The 24,623-nt window shown below is 58.8% G+C and carries 16 protein-coding genes; 10 read left to right on the top strand and 6 right to left on the bottom strand.

Annotated features, from left to right (window positions below):
- Window positions 1–70 precede the first annotated feature (70 nt).
- The 6 genes from DRW39_RS05215 to DRW39_RS05190 all read left to right on the top strand — a co-directional run bounded on the left by DRW39_RS05215 (window position 71) and on the right by DRW39_RS05190 (window position 9,218).
- Complete coding sequence (locus tag DRW39_RS05215) at window positions 71–1,876, top strand: CRTAC1 family protein (protein WP_116105957.1); 1,806 nt, start codon at window positions 71–73, stop codon at window positions 1,874–1,876.
- The gene (locus DRW39_RS05210; RefSeq protein ID WP_116105956.1) at window positions 1,873–3,648 is read left to right on the top strand and encodes a hypothetical protein; all 1,776 of its coding nucleotides are present in this window, start codon (window positions 1,873–1,875) and stop codon (window positions 3,646–3,648) included. Before DRW39_RS05215 ends, DRW39_RS05210 begins: the two co-directional genes overlap by 4 nt.
- A 237-nt stretch (window positions 3,649–3,885) precedes the next feature.
- On the top strand, window positions 3,886–4,272 hold the full coding sequence (locus DRW39_RS05205) for a BlaI/MecI/CopY family transcriptional regulator (RefSeq protein ID WP_116105955.1): 387 nt from the start codon (window positions 3,886–3,888) through the stop codon (window positions 4,270–4,272).
- Window positions 4,265–5,740, top strand: a complete 1,476-nt coding sequence (locus DRW39_RS05200) for a M56 family metallopeptidase (RefSeq protein ID WP_198664795.1) — start codon at window positions 4,265–4,267, stop codon at window positions 5,738–5,740. The genes DRW39_RS05205 and DRW39_RS05200 overlap by 8 nt, the downstream gene beginning before the upstream one ends.
- A 295-nt stretch (window positions 5,741–6,035) precedes the next feature.
- On the top strand, window positions 6,036–8,306 hold the full coding sequence (locus DRW39_RS05195) for a hypothetical protein (RefSeq protein ID WP_116105953.1): 2,271 nt from the start codon (window positions 6,036–6,038) through the stop codon (window positions 8,304–8,306).
- Between the two features lie 102 nt (window positions 8,307–8,408).
- A complete protein-coding gene (locus tag DRW39_RS05190; RefSeq protein WP_116105952.1) occupies window positions 8,409–9,218 on the top strand; it encodes a hypothetical protein in 810 nt (269 codons plus the stop codon).
- Window positions 9,219–9,239: 21 nt separating this feature from the next.
- Here DRW39_RS05190 and DRW39_RS05185 read toward each other — a convergent pair whose 3' ends face one another.
- Window positions 9,240–11,774, bottom strand: a complete 2,535-nt coding sequence (locus DRW39_RS05185) for a CHAT domain-containing protein (protein ID WP_116105951.1) — start codon at window positions 11,772–11,774, stop codon at window positions 9,240–9,242.
- A 263-nt stretch (window positions 11,775–12,037) separates the two neighbouring features.
- Here DRW39_RS05185 and DRW39_RS05180 point away from each other — a divergent pair, with 263 nt between their 5' ends.
- Complete coding sequence (locus DRW39_RS05180) at window positions 12,038–13,063, top strand: T9SS type A sorting domain-containing protein (RefSeq protein WP_116105950.1); 1,026 nt, start codon at window positions 12,038–12,040, stop codon at window positions 13,061–13,063.
- A 74-nt stretch (window positions 13,064–13,137) separates the two neighbouring features.
- Here DRW39_RS05180 and DRW39_RS05175 read toward each other — a convergent pair whose 3' ends face one another.
- The 3 genes from DRW39_RS05175 to DRW39_RS05165 all read right to left on the bottom strand — a co-directional run bounded on the left by DRW39_RS05175 (window position 13,138) and on the right by DRW39_RS05165 (window position 19,617).
- Window positions 13,138–14,994: a tetratricopeptide repeat protein gene (locus tag DRW39_RS05175; RefSeq protein ID WP_116105949.1), complete on the bottom strand. Its 1,857-nt coding sequence runs from the start codon at window positions 14,992–14,994 to the stop codon at window positions 13,138–13,140.
- The gene (locus DRW39_RS05170) at window positions 14,991–15,611 is read right to left on the bottom strand and encodes a response regulator transcription factor (RefSeq protein WP_116105948.1); all 621 of its coding nucleotides are present in this window, start codon (window positions 15,609–15,611) and stop codon (window positions 14,991–14,993) included. The genes DRW39_RS05175 and DRW39_RS05170 overlap by 4 nt, the downstream gene beginning before the upstream one ends.
- A 457-nt stretch (window positions 15,612–16,068) precedes the next feature.
- Entirely contained in the window at window positions 16,069–19,617 is a 3,549-nt protein-coding gene (locus DRW39_RS05165) for a hypothetical protein (protein ID WP_116105947.1), read from the bottom strand.
- A gap of 193 nt (window positions 19,618–19,810) precedes the next feature.
- Here DRW39_RS05165 and DRW39_RS05160 point away from each other — a divergent pair, with 193 nt between their 5' ends.
- From DRW39_RS05160 to DRW39_RS05150, 3 genes are all read left to right on the top strand, one after another.
- Window positions 19,811–20,374 (top strand): RNA polymerase sigma factor, encoded by a 564-nt coding sequence (locus DRW39_RS05160; RefSeq protein ID WP_116105946.1) that lies wholly within the window; start codon window positions 19,811–19,813, stop codon window positions 20,372–20,374.
- 6 nt (window positions 20,375–20,380) lie between these two features.
- Window positions 20,381–21,157, top strand: coding sequence for a hypothetical protein (locus DRW39_RS05155; protein WP_116105945.1), 777 nt, complete (start codon window positions 20,381–20,383; stop codon window positions 21,155–21,157).
- 75 nt (window positions 21,158–21,232) lie between these two features.
- Entirely contained in the window at window positions 21,233–22,024 is a 792-nt protein-coding gene (locus DRW39_RS05150) for a DUF1206 domain-containing protein (RefSeq protein ID WP_116105944.1), read from the top strand.
- Window positions 22,025–22,165: 141 nt separating this feature from the next.
- Here the strand turns inward: DRW39_RS05150 and DRW39_RS05145 are convergent, their stop codons facing one another.
- Complete coding sequence (locus DRW39_RS05145) at window positions 22,166–23,785, bottom strand: hypothetical protein (RefSeq protein ID WP_116105943.1); 1,620 nt, start codon at window positions 23,783–23,785, stop codon at window positions 22,166–22,168.
- Window positions 23,786–23,853: 68 nt separating this feature from the next.
- Complete coding sequence (locus tag DRW39_RS05140; RefSeq protein WP_116105942.1) at window positions 23,854–24,615, bottom strand: hypothetical protein; 762 nt, start codon at window positions 24,613–24,615, stop codon at window positions 23,854–23,856.
- Window positions 24,616–24,623: the final 8 nt, after the last annotated feature.

Below are 24,623 nucleotides of genomic sequence, written 5' to 3'. Positions count from 1 at the left end.
CGTCGTTCGTTAGGATCCCGAGCCTCTGAATAATGTATTTACCTGCGCTCCGCCGCCCTATTTCAATGCTTTGAATACCACCCTACGCTGCATCCTGTTACTGCTGTCGAGCCTGCAACTGGGAGGGCAGCGGATCGACTACATAGACGTGACGAGCGCTGCCGGACTGGATGGACTGAATCATACCCTGACCGAGCGACTGGCTACCACCAAGGACCGGGCGAGTGGGGGAGTGGTCGTCGCCGATGTTAACCTGGATGGCTTTGCGGACTTCTTTGCCATAACCCGTGGTGAGTACGGGGGGCAACTCTGGCTCAACGATGGTAACGGTACGTTTGCCAGGGCTCCGGACAACGGATCGATCGTGGGGCCTGAGTCGGCCACCGGTCCCGCAATTTTCTACTTCGACGCCGACAGCCTGCCCGATCTCTTCATTGGCTCGGCCGCCTGGCGATCGCCCCGGCTATTCCGGAACCTGGGAGGCGGACAATTCGAGCGGGTGCACGATGCCGGCCTGGCCTCGATCGACCGGGCAAGTAGCTCATCGGCTACGCCCGTGGATTTCGACCGGGATGGCTGGGAAGATCTGTTTGTTTGTCACTGGTCGGAGTCTTACGGGACTCCCCACTTTTTCCGGAATGACGAAGGGCGAGGCCTCGTTCCCTACGACGAGGAGCTGGGCTTTGCCGATCTGGGAGATACGGGAATGGACTACGGTTTCACCGCCAATTTTCGGGACGTCGATGGCAACGGATATCCCGACCTCTTGCTGGCGGGAGACTTCGGAATGAGCCAGCTATGGCTTAACGAGGGAGGGAGACGGTTTATCCCCGCGGACCGGGCGGTATTCACGGACGAGAACGGGATGGGCAGCGCCGTCGGCGATTTTGACAACGACGGGGACGAGGACTGGTTCGTGACCGCCATCCACGACGATGACGGTGTACTGGAAGGCAACTGGGGGGGCAGCGGCAACCGGCATTACCTTAATGACGGCGCGGGAAACTTCGCGGAAGGCCCTATTCAACCGGCGGTGCAGGCTACCGGCTGGGCGTGGGGAGCGGCCTGCGGCGACCTGGATAACGACGGATGGCTCGACCTGATCGTCACCAACGGCTGGCCGCGCGGCGACGACTCCTTCAAGAACGACCGGACCAGCCTTTTCCGGGGGCAGAGTAGAAGAGGCTTCTTACCGGTAGAGGGGTTTCCGGTGGACAGTCTACAGGGCAGGGGCATCGCCCTGCTGGACCGGGATGGCGACGGTGACCTCGACGTGCTGATCAGTAATTACAACGGTCCGGTAAAGGTGTTTGATAACCGGACCGTCGGCGGTGACTACATCCGTATCGTGCCGACAGTGGAAGGGCGGGTCGCTAACGGCAGTACGGTCGTTCTTCTTCCGGAGGATGGACCGGTTCAGTACCGGCACGTGGGAGAGAGCAGTAACTACAACAGCAACAACGAGCCGGGCGCCCACTTCGGCCTTTCGGGGGGGAAGCCGTTTGCCGTAGATATTGAGTGGGCGGACGGAAGCCGCAGTACGTACCGGGGGCTGTCCCGGAACACCGTTCACAGGCTGGCGAAGAGCAAGGCGAGGCAATACGACCTAGCATCCGGTACGATCTACGTGTTTCCTAATCCCGTGGAAGTAGGGCATGCCTTTACCGTTGGGACACGAGAAGACATCGAGGGGATCGAGGTGATCGGTCTCGACGGTCGGCACCTGATCACCCTCCGCCCCGTCGTTTCCGAGACGGGCGGCTATAAATTTTTAATACCCCATGGCCGGGGGATAACAGCCGGTAACTATCTAATTAATTTTGTTACCAAGTCTTCCAAGGCTCGTCTTACACCTACTAAACTCACCGTCCGATGAAGGGCATTTATCCCCTGTTATTGCTAACCCTCCTTGCCTTTACCGGATGTCCGGCCGACGATGAAACGGGGGACGGGGACGATCCCACTACCGACGAAAAAGGCGACCTCTTCGTACGGGTGACCTATTACGGTGAACCCGTGGCGGGGGCCATCATCACCACCGATCCGCCTACTTACACCGATAGTACCGATTTTACGGGTACCGTACTGTTGCAGGACCTGGACGTGGATTCTTACCGGATACTTGCCGAGAAGGCGCCCATGGGAAAGGGTGTCGCGGCCGTCCGAGTAGTTGACGATCAGCTGGTGGAGGCCGATATACGATTAATGCCCGGAAGCTACAATTCTCCATCCCTTTCCCTGTACACCGATTCGTACTACATAGACACGGATAGTCGGGTGACGATAAGGGGGACGGTCGCCGACAATAGCCCGGCTACAGCGTTCACCATCGCTATTTCCAGTTCGCTGGACGGGCTGCTGGGCGAAGTGAAACCCTATAATTCCGGTGGTGAATTCACATTGGAGGTAGAACGACTGAGTCCGGGGCTGCACCGCATCACCGCTACCACTACGGACGAGGAGGGCCTGACCGGATCGGCGGAGACAAGCATCGAGGTAATAAAACTGCCGGACCCCGTTGTCCTGGATTCAGTGTCCCTCAGCAGCGAAGGGCTGCGGATCGACTGGCAGGCGGCTACCGAGCCGGAATTCGAGCGGTATACGGTCATGCGATCCGAGTATGGCCAGGATGGCTACTTCTACGAGATTGCCTCCATTCGGGACGCCTCCACCACGACCTACCTCGATACTGACGTGACCTACGGAACGACCTACCACTATAAGATCGGGGTAGAAGTCGGGAACGGATATAACAGCGAAAGTAATACGGTGGCGGGTCGCTACCTACTACCGGGGCCGACCCTGGATATGGGCCTGACGCGACTGGTGGCCGATCCGCAACGCCCTTACCTGTACGGGCTCGACCGGGTGAATAACAATATGGCCTTTATTAGCCTGGAGACCAGAGAGGTGGAAAAAACCATTTTCGTGGGTTCCTCGCCGTCGGATATTGCTTTCAGCCTGGATAATCAACAAGTCTTCATCGCCAACTACGGCAGTTCGCAAATCGCCGTGGTCGACCTGGAAACCCGCGAGAAGGTACGCGATATCATAGTCGATACGCAGGCGGGTAGTTGGGATGGAAACCCCTACCGCCTGGCGGTCATGGCGGGCAACCGGCTCGCCTACACGAGTGAAGACCAGTGGAACAGTGTAAAGCTGGTGAATGCGGAAAACGGCGTGCACCTGGACGATGTCGGCAGCGTGTACCAGCCCGGTTTGCTCACCAATGAGGACGGGACCATCCTTTACGTTCTGGAGTCCGGCAGCTCCGGAAGCACGGTCATCCGCTATAATCTGGACGGCAATACCCTCGTGCAGGTTGACCAGAGTAACGGCAGCTCGGGCTACGGAGACCGGGATGGGATGATGACGGCCGACGGGAAGTATATTTTCTACAACGGCCTCAAATTGCTGGCCAATAACCTGGGTACCCTCGTGGGCACCTTCAACGACGAAATCCTGGCGGCCACGGACGATGGCTCGGTAGTAGTAGGGCGATCAAAGGTGTGGGACGGCGAGACATTCGCCATTCTGGCGGAGCTGCCCCTTCGGCCCGATTTAGCGGTCATTCCTCCCGGATCCCGGAAGGCTTACCTTTACATCGATGCGACCAGCCAGCTCATCACGTACGACCTGGCGGAATAGCCAGCTCGATCCGTACTTAATCGCCGGTTAAGCTAAAAGAAATACACTCCTACCTCACATTCCAACCCGCGGCGCTTTTGCGTTGCGGGTTTTTTTATTGTTCAGGTCAATCTTGGGTGGCATCGTAGGCAAGAGCCTGTTGCGCACACCGAAGCATTATCTCTCGGCGGGGCGAAAATCTCCTAACTAGCAGCCGGTGGATTTGGAAATACTACACATGTAGTATATATTCACGGCATGGCCGAGTACCCCCTCCCCTCAGACGCTGAACTCCGGATCCTGCAAGCCCTGTGGGAGCAGCCCGGGGCTTCCGTTCACGACATCCATCGGTGGGTATGCGCCCACGAACGAGCGGTTAGCTACACGACGGTACTGACGCAGTTGCAGCGGATGCACAAGAAGGAACTGGTTCGGCGGACGAGCCAGGGACGCCAGCATCGCTACGAGGCTGTTCCTAACCGGGCGGAAGTAGAAGCCGAGCTGATCCATCGCCTTTCGGACAAGGCATTCGAGGGGTCAGCCGTCAAGCTGGCCCTCAAAGCCCTGGGTGCCGACCGACCCTCCCCACAGGAACTGGACGAGCTTCAGCGGTGGCTGGATGCACAAAAGGACGGACATGAATAATGTACTCGGACATCCGCTGCTCACGGCACTCGGGTATGCACTCCTACACTCCGTATGGGTGTTTACTATCCTCATTCTCGCCGGCCAGCTCACCGCGAAGGGCTTAGCCGATGCGGGAAAACGACATACCGTTTTACTCGTCACCCTGGCATCCTTACTCCCCGCATTCGCATTGCTGGTCTGGTGGGGGATGCCGGGGGTGGCTATGACGGCACCGGAAGCGGCCGATGGGGTAGGTCCGTTTACCGGCGCCATCGGTTCGGGAGGGATTGATTCGGCCACTACTATAGGTTGGTTGCCGAACGCGTTACCTGCGTTGTCCGTAGCTTATTTAGTTGGCCTGTTGATTAGCGGACTACGCACCGCCCGGGCTTACGGTCATATACTGACCATGCGGCGCGGAACCTTACTACCGGATGCCGAGCTGCGCGGGTCATTCCTGGCACTTCGTCGATTAATTGCTCCCGGTTCCTCGGCGGAGTGGCGGCTTTCACCCCGGGTCGAAGAAGTGTTAACCGTAGGTGTCTGGCGGCCGCTGATCCTTTTCCCCCTTGCGCTGGTCAATGCGCTTTCGCCGGCTGAGATAGACGCCATCCTGCGGCACGAACTTGCCCACTTGCGCCGCCGGGACCACTTCTGGCAGGCACTGCAGCAATGCCTGGCTACCCTCTTTTTCTACCATCCCCTGGTGCACTGGCTATGCCGGACTATGGACCAGGAGCGCGAGTTCGCCTGCGATGACATCGCGGTCGGTCCTACCGGCCAAAAGACGTACGCCCGGGCCCTGATGCGCGTGGCTACCTATTCCCTTCATCCCAAAATTCCCTTCACCGTGCCTGCCACTGATCGCTCTTCCTTTTCGCACCGCCTGCGTCGCCTCTTTGCCCATGATGCATCTCCCCGTCGTAGCGGCGGTTACCTCTTCGCTCCCTTGCTTTCCCTGCCCCTGTTGGCCCTGCTGGCTTTCGGTCCGGCCGATGGGCTTCCCTTCTTCGGTCCCGACGCGATCATCACCGGTACGGTAGTCGACGAAGCTACCGGCGACCCACTTATCGGTACAATAGTCATGATCAAGGAAACGATTGCAGGAACAGTGACCGATATAAACGGGAACTTTCGACTCGAATGGAATGGAGAAAGCGAGACTACCCTGGTGCTTAACTATGTCGGGTATGTATCCAAGGAAATTATCTTTGATAATGTGAAGGACCGGGACCTGAACATCCAAATGAGGAAGCAGGGTAGTTTACCCATGTTCATCCCCAATGCGCAAAGCAGTTCGATATCCAAAATACCAGATAATATCATCATGGTTGTCGACGGACGTATCATCGACGGAGAGAATGTGGATTTGACACCACCTGAGATTGCCGCAGTCAAAGTCATAAAGGACAAAGCCGAAATGGCCGAGCTCGGGTACGATACGGAGAAGGAGGGCGTCGTCCTGATTACGACCAAGAAGGAATAAAAATTCGCCTCCTAATCGAATTGAAAACCAGCAGGCTTCACCTACTGGTTTTTTTTTGCCCTGCCGAAATTCTTCTGAAAGCAGTTGCCGGTAGGGGATATACATTCTATATTTTCAATGTAATGCAATTTTCATTCCGTAAAAGTGATCTATTTCATTTTTATGTTTGTCCAAAGGGTTCATTGAAGAGCCTTTTAGTTAAAGTTTTTTCCAGCGCAATATTGTCGAGCACGGTGTGTAGGGAAGCGATAATTTCGATGCCTTGAACCCATAAACCCGGGTTCATCCATCACCCATGAAGCACCTGTTTACCCTCTTGTTTCTATGCTGTTTTTCCCTTTCCGGATTTGCCCAGCGCGTAGTGATCGCGCCGGGTACTTACGCCGATGCCGTGTACTTGCCTGCCCGGGACCGTCTTTACGCCATACAGCCGTCGTATAGCGCTAACGGGAACACGCTGTGCCGCATCGACCCGGCTACCGGAGCGGTTCTCGAAAGTTATGGCATCGGCATTAACCCCAAGCAGGTAGTGGCTACCACCTCCGGCAACTATCTGTACATCGCCTTTGAGGACGAGAATCGCGTTCGCCGATTTAACCTCTTCACGAACTCCATCGACCTGGATTTCAGTCTGGGAGGTGAGGAGTCCTTTGACGGACCCTATTACGCGGAGGATATTCTGCCGATCCGGGGCAGTGACGATTTGCTGGCCGTTGCCCGATTTACTCCCTATAACTATCCCCGTGGCGCTGGCGTCGTGCTATTCGACCAGGGCATTCAACTGCCCAACGTACCTACCGAGCGGCCGGCGGCCAACTCCCTGGTGTACACCGATCTGAACTCGACCATCCTGGGCTACGAAAGCGAACAGTACTACCAGCTGCAGCGGCTCGACGTAACCGAGTTCGGCCTGGACCGCACGGATACGTACGGCAGCCTGTACGTGTCATCGGGGCAACTGGAATATGCCGAGGGATTGTTGTACGGCCCCAACGGGGAAATCGCAACGGTTTCAAAGGGTGTCGCCAAGCCGCAGACGGTCTTAGGCCTGGACGGGCTCAACCAGTACGGAAGCGTAGCCGTCGAGGCTGATCCGGAGGGTGACCGCCTTTATTATCTGGGGTCGGGATCCGCTAGCGGCCGACTGAGCATCAGTACGTACGATCTGGATTCCCGGGTTTACTTCTCGACCGTGGAGATCGATCCGTATTCGCCCAGTTACAACTGGCAGGGCGGTAAGGTTCTGGAACAACTCGGTAGCCCGGAGCAATTCGCTTACGTTACGGACGACGAGGTACTGGGTATCGTAACCCTCTGCGGAGCCGCGTACACGGAAGCCCCGCCAGCCTACACGGGAAGGACGACCATCTGCACCGGGGACTCCCTGCTGCTCACCCCGCCCGCCGGCTCGATAACCGACGGCAGTGAAGTGCTGTGGTCGAACGGCGAGATCGGCGACAGTATCTACGTGACCCAGGAAGGCGAATATAGCTATCGCCTGGTCAATGCCAGCGGTTGCCCCGGTCCGGCCAGCCCGTTCTTCTACGTAGAGAATTCCTATTACGGGTCCGAGCCGCCGTACATTCAGCAGCCGCTGACGGACGTGCTCTGTAAGGAGAGTGTCATCGAACTACGGGCCGAATTTTACTACGGCCCCACCATCATCTGGAACACCGGGGATACCACGCCCGTACTGACGGTCGACGAACCGGGATCGTACGTCGCCTACGGTATCAGCGAGTACGATGGATGCCGGTCCCAACCGTCGCAGCCATTTGTAATTTCGGCCCTGGACCTGGATCCGCCCGCCGCCCCCACCGTTGAACAGGGAACGTACATCGATACCTGCACCTATGACCTGGTCGACCTTTCCGTGGCCGACCCCGGTTACCTCTACTACTGGTCCGCGAGTAACGTGGGGTACACCCAGGAATACGAGGGTAGCCCCGTCATCAGCGTATACCCCGGCTATGGTACCGTGACGACGAGTTTTACGGTTCAAGCGAAGGACGGTAACGGTTGCCTGAGCCCGATAACGACCGGTCAACTCACCATCCGCCCACTCCCGGATGCGCCGACCATTCAGTACAACGAGGCGACCACTACGCTGGCCGCCGATCTGACGGGCCCACACTACTGGTACCACGACGACGTATTCGAAGGGGAAAGCACCGGCCGCTACTACCGGCCCAAACGCAACGGCTTCTATTCAGCCCGCAAGAAAGGTCCGTTTTGCCTTTCCGAGCCGAGTAACCTCGTCAGCGTAGGGGGCGTAAGCACCGCGGTCTACGACGAAGCGCTCAGCGAACAGGTCAGTATTTTCCCCACCCCGGCCCGCGAAACCATCAACGTATCCATCGGTTCCGGACTGGTCTGGACCCTGGCTCCCGGCCTGCTGGACTATCAATTGTACAACAACGCCGGCGCCCTGGTCACGAGCGGTAAGCTAGACCCCCGGGTACCCCAGACCCCGATCTCCGTTGCGGAGCTGCCCGCCGGTATGTACGTGCTGACCCTGGCGACTCGCGAAGGAAAGATGTTGCGCAAGCGGATCACCGTCATGTAAAGGCTATCTACCTGCGCTTCGTCGCCCGAATAAGTTCCTATCTCCTTTTATGCTTCGGTGGATGGCGAGGCATCGATGATCCACCGTGTAATTTGTATTGCTATGTCTGCAATCCAGTATGACGTAGTTAAAATAGAATCCAGCCTCGACCTGCTGGGTGATTACCTCGATATGAGGAGCTTCCAGGAAGTGAGTATTGGCGGTCACCCGGCGGTCGTTCTTGCCTCGGAGGTGGGAGACACCGAGTTAGCCGATGCAATGAATGCCGCTCCGGGAAAGATGGTCCACGCCACCGGTCAGCTGCTGATGCTGACCATTCCCAGGGGCATGACGCGCATCCGGTCACTCGTGAACCGGGTAGATTGGATTACGGGTCAGGCCGATGATTTGACCCCCCTGTCCAAATCGTCGCAAACGGTACGTGTCCAGCTGATCGATCGGGCTGAACTGACTACCCCGGAGGTTGCTTACGCCAACTACCGACCGGTCATCAACCATTATTGTGACCGGGAGGCAGACAAGCATACCGGAAGCATAAAGTGGAATCGAGAGGGGAAACCGTGCTCAAAGCCGATCGCAATCGGACGTACGAACAAGGAATACCTGTGCACGCGGTGGGATTGGTACGAAACCTACGGTACGGATCCCACTAGCGGGGAGTCTTTTCGGGAGCTCATGCGGCGCCTGTTCCCCGCTACGGAGCCCGTTTATCTAGTGGGTATGATGATCCCGAACCGGAGCGTGATATGGATGCCCGTGCCGGAAGGGAAGTTCGAGGAAGTACATCGGGAGTTGGAAGGATACGGCCCCGAAAGCTTCTTCACCCTAGAGCAAATCGTCTACCTGGACGGGCCGGATATCATAATCAGCAGTGAGGTGGTTTCCAGGGCTGTGTTGGAGAATCTCGCGTAATCCGTACCTCCGCCAACGGCATCACGCCGCCACCAGCCCGGCCCAGTAACCGGGCCAGGTCCAGCGCGGGGAAAGCCGTCCCGTACGGCAAACGCGCTGGGCTTCGGCCAGGGATCGCGCCGGGGAGCCGTTCCGTGACAGCGACCGGTAGAATTCCCGCAGGATCTCGGCAGTGGCTGCCGCGGGAATAGGGTAATGGGAAGCGACGACCTGGGGGACGCCCGCCAGATGAAAACTGCGGGTGAGACTATACGTACCTTCCCCCGGCTGAGCCAAGCCGCGGGCGGTGGAACAGGCCGCCAGCACCACCAGGCGGGCCCGGAGCAAAAGACTGCCAATCCGGACGCCATTCAGGCTGTCGGCAGCGCTGAGGTAGAGGTAGTTATCGTACAGCAGATCGGCGTTGCCCCGGGCGTGAACCGAGAGGTGAAGGACATCGTACCGGCCTGCCTCGCGGAGAAAGGTTGTACTGGAAGAGCTACCACCGCCGTATACCCTGCCTCCGCTACCGGTGTTGCTAAGGATCTCACCGGCCAGCGGACCTAAATAGCTGGAAAGTCCGGGGTGCGTCCAGATACCTGCCGTTGCCTTTTGTAAATGGAAGGTTGGGTGATCTTCGTCCCGTTCCTTCGAAGTGCGCCAGCTGGACAGGTAGCGTATACTGCACCGGTCGATCAGGTAGTCCAGATCGGTAAAGTCACAATCGGATTCAATTTTTTCGATGACTAGGGCGGCGAAGGGCATCGCCGATAGTGAATTACTAGGAACAACGAGAATATCCCGTTGTCGCAGCAGACGCCCCTTTACGGGCCCCAGTAAATGGTTAAAGAGCGTATGCGCGACATCCGCGTAGGCCGGGGCGGTGACGGGTGCCCCGGGTAGCATCTGGCTGTAGTTGGCAACGAGCGGATGGACGGCAGGGTCGATCTCATAGCTCAGGCTCGTGTCCCGATCGATGTAAAGGGCAAACAGCCGGTTGTGCGCCTCCGAAAACTCAAGAAATGCCTGCCGTTCGGACAGGTGAACCCCAATATTCGAAAGGCGGTCGGTACGGGATACCGATAGACGATCAAGCGGGGTGGCTGGCGGTGGAACCGTTTGTCGCCGAATACGAAGTAGTTCCTCGTTCAGGGAAGCGAAGCGTTGCAGGCGATCTTGGTCCGGCGTGTAGCTGCGAGCGTAATCCGCCTTCAGAAGGTTGATTTCGGCCTCCACGGCCCGCCCTTTTTCGGAGGAGGGGTGCCGCCGGGCTGCGACCATGGCTTCGTATAACAATAAGGCTTTCCCTGCCTCCATGGCGTGGAATAACTGATCCAGATCCCTTTGGTTGCCGGTCCGGCGGACCTGTTCGTAAAAGGTTACGATGGCGGTTTCGATAATACGACTTCCGGGTACCAGCATCTGATTGAGCGTGGCTTCTTCCATATTCCCGCTAAGCATCATTTCGTAGCGGGTCAGGGCGTTTACGGCCAGGCGTATGGCGTGATTCAGATAGGTCGGATCGGCGGTGGCGGTATACCATTGCAGGTAAATGCGGGCCCGGGCGGCGATGTACGATCCGCAGACCGGACGGTCGCTACACACATCCCTTTCCGAGGCCTCGCTGATCGGACAACAGCCGGCCAATGCCCAGTCCTGCCGGGCGTAGGATAGCGCGTCTTCAAAGCGACCATCTTCCAGGGCAAGCTCCTTGAGCGTATAGTAAGCCTCGGCAAAACCATTCACATCGAAGGGCAGCGCCTCCCCGATCAGCTGTTGGTAATAATGTGCCGCACTGTCTTGCCGCCCGCGTCGCATATGCCAGTAGCCGAGCAAGCGGTGGCGGTCGAGGTGACTGTCCATCGCTCGGATACTCGAATGGGTGATACTGTCCCGCTCCGGGAAGCGGGTAAGCAGGACGAGGTGCTCGGCGCGCGCCTGCGTTTGCCGGGGTGAACGAATACGACGAAAATGATCGACGGCCCGCGCGAATAGCCGGTCGCTCGATAACCACGCTTGCAGCTGTTGGGGAGAGGCGGGCCGGTGAATATGACCTTGCTGTTTGCGTGCCTGGGCCTGGACGAGAAGGAGCAAGCCGTAAAGTTCGGAATCGGCCAAGCCGGACTGGCGCAGCAGCGATTGCCCCAGTTCCGACTGCATATCCATCTGCAGCCAGGCCCATTCATAGTAGTCGACGTAAGCCGCGCACAGCCGTTGGCGCGCCCGAGCTTCGGGATCGGCGGTAGCGGACAATTCATGCGCTGCAAGGGTAGTATAAAAGGTTACCGAATCCGGATAACGGCCGTGGTCGTAGTGCAACATGGCCAGGTACTGGTAGACCTGCGTTCGGATCGGGGGCGATACCGAATCCGAATGGTGTTCGAGCATCTTCCCCAGCTGGCGTCCGAGGGCGAAAGCGTCGCGCAGGTTCAGGGAATCGTAGTCGGCCGTGAGTCGGTCGAGGCTGTCCCGGAAACGTAGGTCGTAGCTCGGTTGCGGCGCCGGGACGGAATTTTCCGTGCAGGCCATCAAATACAGCACGAATAGGGCACCGATCGACAGATAATTTCCGTGCATAATTCCCGTGGCTAAACTGCTAATGTAGTCTGTGGGCGATCAATACCCTTAACTATTATCCGGCCCCGAACATGGCTGCCAGCCGGCGGGGAATTATTCCCAAACGGCACCAAAAAGGGGAAGGCAGTCCACGCCAACGGGGGGCAAAATAATTGTCAGGTGAGCGGGTCACTTTCAAATACCCGGCAGATCAATGCTCAATCCGCCACTGAAAATCAAACGCACTACCCGGCGGAGCGTAGATCACTTTAATCAAATTTATCATGTATAAATACTTTACCATCTGCCTGTTGCTTTGTGTCTCCGGCTCCCTATCGGCGCAGAGCTATGCCTTTTCCGTTGACACCGAAACTTATATTGATCGGGATGGCGGCCTACTTCTTTCAGGAACCTCCAATTGGGGGAATGATTATGATTTAGGATTCGATATACCCCTGGGTTTCGCTTTCTCTTTTTTCGGTCGCTCCATCGACACGCTGTATTTCTACGAGCGGGGTCTCTATACCGTGCCGCAACCGGCCGGTGATATCTATACCGGTGACATCATGATTCCGAATGTGGCCGACCTGGCAGATCGTTCCCCGGCAGTGGATGGTGATTCCAGATCGCCGATCACCTACCACCTGGTGGGTGACGCGCCCGCTCGAATTGGTATTATAGAATGGGAGAACGTCGGTTACGAGAATGACATATACACGAATAACTCCTCGACAGAGTACACCAACTATCAGGTTTGGCTCCACGAAGAGGACGGCACGATCGAGATCCATTACGGCCAGAGTTCAGCAGGGGTGATCGCCGGACTGGAGGAAACCGAACCCGGCGTCCTTATGGTCAAGGACTATTACGAAAATCCGGCTACGGACTCCATCGGTTGGGCTGAAATATTCTATCTGAAGGGGGATGCCGAATCTCCACTTTGGGGGGAAATAGCGACCGTCGAAGCATTAGACACCGTGGAGTATGTATTGACTAGTAATCCCTTATCCGGTGCGGTGTATCGCTTCACCGCCACCGAAACCACCGCACTATTCGGTCCAGCGGACCATTTGACTCCATGCGAGGTCTTTCCCAACCCCACCGGCGGCCGGTTGGAGCTGCGGCTACCGGGGGAGCTCAGTAGTCGGATCATCCGCATCGGGGTGTTCGACGCGGCCGGGCATCAGGTACGGGATCGTGAAAACGTGGCCGGTGATATCGATCTCACCGGATTGCCGGGCGGCCTTTACCACCTGCGCCTGATGACTGATTCCGGCCAGTCGCTGGTAGCCAGGGTAGTGAAACGGTAGAGCAATCCCCGCCGAGGGTAGCGAACGGGCACTTCCCCCCTGGGTGGGAGGTGCCCGTTTGCGTGGGACGGCACTTAAACCGGGAAACGCAGCACCACCTCGGTACCGTCCGTACTGCTGATGTGCAGCTCCCCGTCCAACTGCTCGGCGAAGGTGCGGATCAGCAGGCTGCCGAAACTTTCTCCGCCGCGCAGGGAATCCGGTCGCATGCCCTCCCCGTCGTCGGCAATACGCAACTCGTATACCCCGCCGCGGCGGCAGAAGGCCACGATGAGCCGGCCGGTGGCTTGCCGCGTGAAAGCGTGCTTCATGGCATTGGTAATCACCTCGTTGGCGATCAGCCCCAGCGGAATGAGCCGGTCGATGTCCAACTCGATATCGTCCACCCGTTTGACCAGCTCCAGCTGCAGGTTGCGGACGTTGAGGGCGCTGCACAGTTCGCGGACCAACTGATCCAGGTACGCTTTGGTGCTGACCGCCGTGGTCAGGGTATCGCGCAGGTACATTTTCTGGTGAATGATGGCCATGGAGCGCACCCGTTTGCGCCCCATTTCGATCGCGTCTAGCGCGGCGGGGTCCTTGATGAAGTTGCCCTGCAGGGAGAGCAGGCTGCTGATCAGCTGCAGGTTATTCTTTACCCGGTGGTGGATCTCGCGCAGGAGCAGATCTTTCTGGTCGTGCAGTTGCTCCAGCACCTCCTTTTGGTTGCGGATCTTGCGGAAGAGCAGCCAGACCGTCACCGCAAAGAAACTGATGATGCCCAGCCCCAGGCCGACCACGGTGAGGGCCGTGTTCTTGCGCTGGAGTTCCGCGGTGCTGATCGCCTGTCTCCGGTCGAGTTCGGCGATTTCCCGGTCCTGCGTCGCTTTCTCGTACAGCGCGTTTTTATTGGCGATTTCCCGGAGGTGATCCCGGCGGTAAATGGAATCCGATATTTCGTGGTAATCACGGTAGTAGGCGAGTGCCGTAGCCGGATCACCCTGCCCCTCGTGAGCCTTGCTCAGTACCTTCAGGGCCATACTTTCCTGGCTGAGCGACTGGTGCTTCTCACGAAAGTCCAGCACGCGGGTGGCGTAGTCGATCGCCTCGTCGTAGCGGCGCAGGTCCAGCAGGATGCCGGCTACGCTATTGTAACTTTCGGCCCGGTTGTAATGGCTCGGTAGGGAATCCCGCAGTGTTAAGCCCAGCCGGGCCAGCTCGAGCGCTTCCGGGTAGCGCCCCTGTTCCTGCCGCAACACGGCCATGAAATCGTAGTGAAAGGCAAGCCCGTAATCGGTACCCAGCAGGGTGTCCAGGCGCCCCTGCTGTAGCAGGTGATGCTCCGAGCGGTCGAGCTCGCCCCGGTAGAGGTACAGGAGCCCAAGATTCGCGTGCACGTTGGCCTGGCCGAGGGTATCGTCGGTCTTTTCGTAGAGCTGTTGTGACTGCTCGTACAGATCGATGGCCTCGTCTTCCCGTTCGAGGTCGCCGTACAGGATGGCCAGTCCGTTGAGGGCGGAAGCGCGCTGGACGTCCGTGCCGATCCGGTCGTAGATATCGGCTACCTGTAGCAGGTACCGCTGCCCCTCCATCAGGTTGCCCATGAAGGTATTCATTATGCCGATCTGATTGGCCGCCTCCACCAGTAGGGTGCTATCGGCGTGGCGGGTAGCGTAGGTGTACACTTGCTTCCAGGCACGGATGGCTTCGACGTATTCCCCCTGTTTCCGCAGAATACGGCCGCTGATCTTCAGGCAGCTGATGTCCTGTAAGGAGTCCATTTGCGGGTAGGTTTCCCGTAGGCTGTCGACGCTGGCCATCGCAACCTCCAGGTCGCTTTCCCAGGTGGTGTCCAGGCCGGCGAGCGTGGCTTCGAGTTGAAGGGATTGCGACGGAGCGCAGGTAGGAGCCAGAAGCAGAATCGTCCAGCTGATAACGTACCTCCAACTCATTTCACGCCATTTCTGGCCATGCGCAGCGCCTCGAGGCGGGAGGTTGCGCCGAGCTTTTGAAAGATCGCTTTCTGGTAATACTTGACCGTGTTCGTACTGATGAACAGCCGCTCGCCCACCGCCCGGTAGGTGAGGCCGCCATCCAGTAGCCGGAGGACTTCATACTCCCGCTCCGTCAGTTTGCACGGCAGGCCCTTATTGAGCAGTTGCCGGTTGGGAAGTTTATCGCCGGACGTAGCGGCGTGCCGGTGCAGGGCCAGCTCGACCGAGGCCAGCAGCTCTTCCCGGTTGAACGGTTTGACGATGTAACCGTAAGGCATGGTCTCCTTCACTTTATCGAGCGTATCGCGGTCGCAATAAGCCGTCAGGTAGACGAATGGAAAGTTATACCGCTGGCGGATGATTCGCGCCAGGTCGATCCCGTCGCGCGATCCTTTGATGTTGATGTCCAGGAGGGCCAGGTCGATGTCGCGCCCGGCCAGGAGGTCGAGCGCGTCGTCGCCGTTACCCGTCCGGCCGGCTATGCGGTAGCCAAGGTTACGCAGGGTATGCTCGATTTCCGTAGCTACAATGACCTCATCTTCTACGATCAGGATACGGGGGGCAGCCTCCTTCATTGGTTGAGTGTTTAAACGCACGAAAAGGTACGTATGTAGGGTGTAATGGGCGTTAGACACGCCGCTGTTACGGAATGCTGCTGATACCTGCGCTCCGCCGCCCGTTTCATTCGGCTCCGGATTCTGATCCCGTAGATGCCCGTGTGCCGGCACGGCTCAGCAAAAGGAGGCAAGGGCACGGCCCGGATACGTTGGAGGATATCCGATAGTCAATCGCGGCTGGGGTGTCGTTCATAGTGTCGGTTGCCACGGGATTACTTTACCCGGTCCGGCCCACGGTCCTTCCCCAAAGGAGGAAGAACCAGTTGCCTCAAAATCATCTCAATTCAAAAAAAACACGCTTTCAAAAGCTAACCTGAATCTTGTAACTCTTTGTTATAACAAACATACGGATTCCAGGCAGCCGTATTCCCACCCGGTTGGGTAAGATTTCTCGATCCGCTCGGGGGATGTTTGATTACTGATCTTCCAGTCGGGCCGACCGCCTGGCTTCCCGCCGCTGTTGTCGCGCCGCCTTCCTTTCCGCCCGCCACTTCCGTTTTAGTTGGCGGTACTCCTCCAGCCGCCCGCGGTCCTTGAAGTAACGGCGATTTCCCAGGCGGAACCGCATTTTCGTTTCCCCGTCGGCATTCGGTTCCATCACCAGAAAGACCTTCCAACCGGCTCGGGCGTAACCCGTACGCTGTGGCGGCTGCTCCATCACGCCGCGGCCGATGTTGCGCAAGGGAATGGCCACCAGCACATCGGGGCCCGTCTCGGGGTTAATGGACCCCTCTACGAATAATTGGGCGCCGGTAGACTGTACTTCCGTGCGGGGAATGACCATCAGCCCGCTGTCAATCACGATGTCTCCCTCCAGCGGCGCGAAGCGAAGGTAGGCGAGGCGCTTTTCCATCCAGGCTTTCTTTCCCATGTCTTTCAGCACCGACCAATCGATCAACTCCGTATCGGTGAGCCGGAAATCCAGGTTGCCGTGGGTTTTGTCCATCACGATCTCCCCGGCCGCTTCGTCCAACACGCCCACGACCGAGCCGTCGAGCGTCAGGTTGCCCCGGAGTTCGCCGACGTCTTCCGGGAGCTGGATGCCCAGAAAGGCCAACTCTTCGCGGACCTGCTGAAGGGGGAGGGTGTCGGCGGTGAAGTTCAAAGTGAAAGGGCTCAGGGTAGCGGAGTCCAGGTCGTAGCTGGCATCGAAGGCCACGCGACCGTCGGCCAGGCTAAATCCGGATCGCTCGAGCAACAGGCGGGTCGAATCCCGCAGGCGCAAGCCGGAATACAGGTGAACCAGCGGCGTCGCCTCGCCGGCGTAAAAGGTATCGATGGCCAGGCTGATATCGGGTCGGAAGCTACGCAGCACCCCCCCGGCGGTAGCGATCAGGCTTTGCAAATCCGTTGTCGTGGCGGTCGTATCGGTCCCGTCGGATTGCACGAATTTGCTGAGGTCCGACCAGTGCAGACTGGGGGCGAAAGCATCGGCGGTCACGCTAAACTGTTCACCGGGAAGCGGGTAAAGAAAGGCGTTGATGTTATTGAGTTTGCCGCTGAAGTTGACACTGCGGTCCGAACCGTCCGCCAAGAGCTCCATCCGGTAATCGGCTTGCGCATCCTGAATATCTACCGAGAAGGAGCGCAGCGGCACGAAAACGTCCGAGGGTCGGTATGCAATGCGGCTGCTGTCGATGCGCAGGCGCAGGTGGCCGTCGTTGATCAACTGCCGCAGGTCGGCCGGCGTCCCTTCCAGGTCCAGGTCGATCGTGAAGTGGCCGCTGCCGAAGAAAAAGTCCTCGGCGTCGAAGAGGACATTGACGATGTGGGGATCTCCCGACAGGTGGGCCTGGGAGAGGAGTCCGCGCGGCCCCGGTTCGTAGCGCATGTGTCCGCTGAATAGGTTCTCCCGGCCGTCGTTAAAGGTGAAGACGCCGGCATTGTAGCCGGGCTCGATGCCCAGGCTGTCGGCGATGCGTCCGCTATGCCGGAAATCGATGCTCAGGTCTTCCGGCAGGGAGTTGATACCCTCCGGGATGTACACGCCGAAGTAGTCCAGCGAGGACCGCAGTTCGTTCAGGTTGAGGTGATCCGCCACGACGTTCAGGTCGAAGGGGGTCTGCCCCGCGAGGGCCAGATCGACGCGGGCCCCGAAGCCGACCTCGCTGCCCGCCCAGTCGAAGGAGGTTTGCTCCAGGATCAGCGTATCGCCCGAGAAGTGGAGCCCCGTGCCGAAGTCCGTCAGGGTGAATACATCGTAGTATCCCACGGTGTCGAAACGTGCTTCGATGTCCGGGCTGAAGGTCTCCTGGATGCCGAGCAGCGTTTCTTTCAGGGCCGCCGCCTGGTCGACCGCCGCCGCGGTGGTGGTGTCCGGCTCGGCTTCCGTTTCGTCCTGCGGGAAGTAACCATCCTGCCCGAAGAAGGTGAGGAAGTCCGTCCAGTTGATCCGGGGCGCCGTCAGCGTGACGTCCGTATTCAGCTTGCCGCCGGGCACGTCGATGAGTAGGGGGGTGAGGTTGTCCACCTGGCCCGCCAGCTGGAAGGAAAATCCGGTCGCCAGGGGCGTACTTTCGATGTCGAACCGAATGTCCTGGTCGCTCTTATCTACGCGTATCGCCCGGAAGGCAAAGCTGGCGCCCGCGGGGCGGTAGCCGACCGATAGATCATCCAGCAGCAGGGTGCCGTCGCTGGTAGTGGCTACGTCTTCGAAACTGAGCAGGGAAGCATCGACCCGGGTATCGAGGACGAACCGGCCGCGGTCGAAGAAGAAGTCCCGGTTTTCGAGGTAGGTACTCACCGCGCTGGCCGGCCCGCTGAGCCGGAGGGGCGCATGCAGTACGGCATCCTTGCCAAATACCGCGATGACCGCCTCCGGGCTTTCGATCCGGGCCCCCAGGTAGGTGGCGTCGAGGGAAGCCAGCTGGACCCGCAGGTTCTTTTTGCTGCCGGGAATGCCCCCCTCGGCGGGGTCGAGGCGGTTCACGACCTCCCCGTGGGTGTGGACGTTGGTGAAGTTATATCCCTTGGCGCGTACGTCCTGCCCCGTGAGGGTAAAGTTGACGGTCACTTCTTCTATTTCCCCCGGCGGTAGTTTGATCGTTGCCCGTGCGGGAAATTGACCGGTGACGTAGAAGGGGTCTAGCTTAGTCTGAAGATCCTCGTGCAGGAGGGGGCGGGTATGTTCGTAAGTGGCGGCTTCCTTGTCGACGTAGATGAAGGTCGGTTCATCCGGGCGGCGGCGGATCTCGGCCGACAGCGTGAAGGGCTCACCGGCGATCGTGAGTACCGTCGGGCACACGTTTATTTCCTCTTCATCGATCAGCACCGAAAGGGGGCCGTGAACGTCCGTATCGCGGAGGTAGGCCCCTTTTTTCGTGTTGAAAGCCAATTGTCCGATTTGGGTATGCAATTGACTCTCGAGGGCTACCGCCCCGTCGGTTGCCTGCGTGGCCCGGGCGCGCAACGAGTCGATGTGCAGGTCGATCCATTTATTCCGGACGGGTAGCCGGTAGGTAAAACCGATATCGGATAATCCGATGTGGACGCCCTCCCAGGCCAGGCGCGGGAGGCGGCGATCTACCGCTACGGTGTCCGGTGCGGCCGTGCTGTCTATCCGGAAAAGGGTGCCGGCATTGAAGTTGCCGCTGGAATCAGCGATTATCCGGACGCTTCCACCGGTGAAGCGCAATTCGCGCAGGCTAACCGAATCGCTGAATAAGGAAGCGAGACTGAACTGGGCGTACAGCCGGTCGAGGGTGACGAGGGCCGGATCGCGGCGGGTCAGGGAGCTATCGCGTACCACCAGGCTATCGATGGTCAGGGAAACCAACGGAAAATCTTTCCAGGCCGTCAGGTCCACTTCGCGGAATACAATATCCAGGCCGGCGGGGTAGGCGTAGTCGCGTACCAGCTTTTCCTCCTTGGAGTTGAGATAGGCATTCAGGGCGATAACGGCCCCGGCCAGCAGCAACACCACCAGACCCAACACGATCAGGAACCAGCGGAGTAGTTTTGCCATACGGTTGAAATAATACGGAGGCTACACGTTGAACCCCCTTGTTTTGCTGCTTATACAAACCGCCCGGGTGGGGTATCAGTTCGTCAGCTTACTGTTAGCGAGGCAGCCGTAAAGAGGGCGATTGATACTACGACGTAGATTTCCTACTTTGCGAGGGTTACTTTCTTCTCCATACCCCATCAATATACGAAGCATGTCCGATGAGGCGCTACTTGCAGCCTTGCGAACCGACGACCGGGAAGCTGCTCTCAAAGCGGTTTACCAACAGTATCGCGAGCCCTGTATACGGTTTCTCGTCGGGCGTATTATCAACCGTGACCACCCTAACCGGCAGGAGGTGGCCACGGAACTTTTCACTGAAGCCCTAATTATTCTGGTACAAAACGTTCGTTCCGGTAGGTTGATTGAGCTTTCCGCTCGCCTGGATACCTACCTCAATGCCGTGTCGAAAAATCTGTACCGCAGACTGCTACGGACTAACCGCGAGATATACCTGGAACCGGGTCAACTGCCGGAAGCCCTCGTAACGCCCCTCCCTCACGAGGAAGGCGAAGCGGTCCGGCGGGAGTTGCACCGAAAGATGCGGGAACTGGGTAATCGCTGCCGACAGCTCCTTGTCCATTTTTATTTTCTGGACCTGGACTGGAAGACCATATCCGAGCTATTGGGTTACAAAAACGCGGCCTCGGCCAAAACCAATAAAGCAAAATGCATGGTTCGCCTGCGTGCGCTTTACGCCAACGACCCCGCCAAGTAAACAACCATGAATTCCGACAACCAATTACCGGCTGAAATCCTGGAGAAGATCGACGCCTATTACGACGGGGAACTGTCCGCCGAAGAAGCCGCCGGTCTGCGGGAGGAACTGCGGAGCGATCCGGAGCTTGCCGCCGCCGCCGCCCGCTATGAGGCCATCCACCGCCACGGCCTGCGATCCACTCCTGAAGAGCTCGCCATGCGCGACGGGCTGCGAGCGGAATTGCGTGAGCTGGAAGCCTCGCTGCCCCCCGTCACCGTAGCCCGGGAGCGTCAACTCTGGCCGCGCGTGCTAGCCGTTGCCGCCGCCGTCCTGCTCCTGCTGGTGGCGGGTTGGTACTTACTGGATGGTCCCGATCCGGATGTCCGCTTGGCGGAAGAGAATTTCGTCTGGCTGCCCCGGGAAGAAGCCCTGCTGGGGCCGGAAGACGATGCCCGCGACGGGTTGTCCGCCTACGACCTGCAGGAGTACGAACGGGCCTACCCCTTACTGCGTGACGGGGTAGCCACGGGGGAATTAGACAGCGTAAACCTGCTGTACGCCGGGGTTTCCGCCCTGGCCATCGGCCGTCCCCGGGACGCCCGCGACCTACTGAACACCCTGCTCGACACCGGCAATTATCCCTACGATGAGGCCGATATCCACTACTACCTCGGCCTGGCCGAACTGCAAATGCAAAATCGCTCCGCCGCCCTCCGGCAGCTGGAGTTGGCCCGGACGCAGCAGGGAAGAAACAGCGAACGGGCGGGTGACCTGATCCAACAACTGAACGCGGAAGATTGAGTAGGGCCGGGGGCGGCGCGCCTAACGAACCCCCGGAGGTGCTTTACGTATTGGTAAAGGTAACTCACCTGCACTATGACGAAGATCGCGACTACTGACTGGCAACACCAGCTCTACTTTTGGGGGCATCTGGCCAAGGGAAGCGTTTACCTGATGGTTGGCGGTCTGGCGCTGGCCACGGTCATCGGTCAGGCCAGCGGCGGCCCCGAGGGTCCGCAGAAGATCGTCCGCTACCTGCAGGATAAGCCCTTCGGTAACGTCATCCTGGTTATCCTGGCCCTCGGCCTCTTTTCCTACTGCGCCTGGCGGTGGTACAAAGCCCTGACCGACGAGGCCAATGAGGGGACGGACCGGGAGGGCATCATGCACCGGACGAGCTACGCCATGAGCGGCACCATGTACGGTTTGCTGGGTACGTATACCCTTACTCTGGTTATCGGTGGTGGAACGGAAGGGAACAAACAAACCCTGCTGGTGGAGTTGATGCAGCAACCCTTCGGCATCGTGGCCGTAGGTATCCTGGCGCTGGCAGCTTTATACGCCGCCTACCGGCAGTACGACCGTGCCGTCAACGAAACCTTCATGGACGACCTGAAGACGGATGAAATGAAAAAGGAGGAACGCGAGACCTACCGTTGGATGGGTAAACTCGGATACGGTTCCCGCGTCATTGTCTACCTGGTGGTGACTTACTTTCTGGTCAAGGTCATCCTGGCCCAGGATGCCAGCCAGTACCAGGGGCTGGGCGGAGTGCTCCAGCTGATCAGTCAGGGAGCGGGGAGCATTTTTCTGGCCATTATCTCGCTCGGGCTTTTCCTCTACGGTGCCTTCGTACTCGTGAAGGCCCGCTATCGCGAACTGAGTTAATGGCGGCGGAGCGCAGGTAAAGACACCGTAAAGAAAGACCGGGCCTTTGATCAACGAGACGCTGTTCCCCTAATCCGGCAGGCATTGCGTACCACGAAGGTAGGAGCGGCCCCTTCCACTCGATTGTCAAATTGGTGGCGACTAAAGAACGAAGCCGGGAAACTGGGCACCGGTGATCCGCCATTCCTCCCGCTCCAGGATGCACTCCACCACGCCGCCGCCCTCGAAGGTTTCCCGCTCGCCGGAGCCGGCGTTTATGGCCTGGTAGCCGAGTAGGAAGAACTGGATGGTCTGCTGATCGGACGGGGTGTCCAGTTCCGGTCCGTCGATGACATCGAAGGCCAAACCCACGATCTCCTTCCACCGCTTCCGCCAATTCACGATGTGCTGTAGCCCACGCTCGCGGGGAACCACGCGATCGTTCAGCCGCATGGTATCCGCAAGGATGTCTGCGGGAAAGGGATCCCCCAGCCGGAACATGGATAGCAGGAACCGCTCGGTGAGTGCCTCGATCGGATCGAACTGGACGAGCAGAACATCGGATTTGGAAATGATTCGCGTGGATCCGTCCGGCGGAGGGACGACGGGGTAGTCAAGCAGCTGGTCGTGCAGGTAGGCGTAATACGCGCGGTCGGACAACTCGTCGGCCTCTTCGGGGGGTAACCAGATGCCCCGTTCCGCCAGTGCCTCCGTAACCCGGGCAATTTCCCGGCGAAAGGTCGCTTCGTCAGGTATATCACGCGGGGGCACGATGGGCAGATCCCCGAGTAATATGCGGAGGGGTACGGCGTCACCGGCCGCCTCCCGTTCTTCAAATAGGCGGATCTGCTCCTGAAATCCTTCCAGCATTTCCAGGGGTAAATCCTCGGAGGTATAGGACTGGCTCCCCATTTCGGCGTCGAAGAGAGCGGTGCGCAACTGCCGTTCGAAGCTATCGTCTCCCTCGACTGCGTTGGGCGGGGGTGACGGGGTCAATCGAAAGAGCTCATAGAAGGCTGGGGTGGGACGTACCGGGTAGGGTTTTCCGTAATAATTATCCGCGTCGCCCCTTTCCACCAGTCCGTGGTAAGCCAGAAATCTCTCCAGCAAGCGAATGGTAAACGCCCGGTGTAGCTGGTCGCCGGGAAATTCGGTCTCCAGGCGGGGGAATGCGCGTTGCATGGCATCGCAGTAAAACGAGGACAACCGATTTTCCGCACCGAAGGTGAGCAGCAGGTAGGCCAGGAAGCCGAAGGACTGCTGCAGCGTATGGGACTCATTGTATCCGTCGGACCATCCCAGATTGAATTTTCTGAGGTGGCAGCAGAAGATGTCTTCGAAGAAGAGGTGATCCGCAAGCTTACGGGCTTTATTTCCACGCACCGTCAGGCTCAGCTTGTTGTGGCGCTTTTTCGTCCAGCCGAGGAGGAGGGGCAGGTGCTTGGCCACCTGGGCGGGTGCGTAGTCGTCCTCCCCCGTGAGCTTGGTAATTCCGTTTTCAATGGCGTCGTCGGGCAGCAGGCCGTCGGCGTACCAGGATTTGACCAGTTGACCCGGCAGATTGCCTTTTTGCGTAAGGGGAATCTCTTTCTCGGCGAGCCGGTCGAGTAAGTTGCGCACCAACCACACCAGGGGTAGGCGGTTACGGGATACGTCGGCCTGCGGATTGATGCGCACCACGCTTCCGGGCTCCGCGAACCGGTGGACCAACTGGTGGACCTGCCGGGGACTAAGTCCTGCCAGGTGGTCGCTGGGTTTATCGTTCGGGTGGGGGTTGGGCATGTGGGGGATCAGGTGTAGGCCCGCTGAAGATAGCAGCTTACCGCCAATCCGGTCGCTGCCGTACCCGATTACAGGCCGAGGGTTACTTCCAGGTCCAGGGGAAGTTGCCGGGTTTCGGTCTTCACCGCCTTGATGGTGAGTTCGATCGGTTCGCGGGCGGTTGCTTCGGGGACGGTCAGTCCCGGCTGTTCCTCGCCGTTTATGACGAAGGCTACCGGGTCGTGGTCGGCAAGGGATACCCGGTATTCCTGCTGGTCGCCGTAATAGGTAGCGCCGGTACGGGCAAAGTGGACCGATACGTTCTCGACCGTGACGGGCTGCCTGTCTTCGGCCGTGGTGTAAAGATTTTCTACGGGAAAGGTCAGGCTGACGGTATCGGTGGTGGCGACGGTATACGTTAGGGTACCGCCCAGATGCAGTGTCCGCGTACCGGCAGGAGGTGGGCTGACGAGATCGATTTCAAAGGTGAAGCCGCTGGTGTCCCGGGCCGGGGAGGAGGAATACGTGACGGCTTTCTGCATCCGCGTATCGAAGCGCATCCTTCCCTGTAAAGCCAGGCGGTTGGTTTCCTCGTCGTAGTCGCGCTTCCGCTGCTCGGCGACGGCAATCAGGTCGATATTCGACGGTGCCGCCTGTAGCGTTATCGGGGAGGCCGGATCCAGGGCGACCATCGTTTCGGGCGTATCGACCCAAATGAACAGATGCGTGCCGATCTTGGAGAAAGAGGCGTATTTGGCCCGACCGATTTCCAGCGCGAATACTTCCGCCCGCTGGGCAAACAGGGACGGCGTGAAGTAGAGCAGGGCAAGCAAGGTGAGGAAGCGGGCCATAAATGGTT

Source organism: Lewinella sp. IMCC34191, assembly GCF_003390935.1.
Lineage (GTDB): Bacteria > Bacteroidota > Bacteroidia > Chitinophagales > Saprospiraceae > Neolewinella.
The sequence above is the reverse complement of the archived record's forward strand: the minus strand, read 5'-3'. Positions and strand labels throughout refer to the sequence as shown.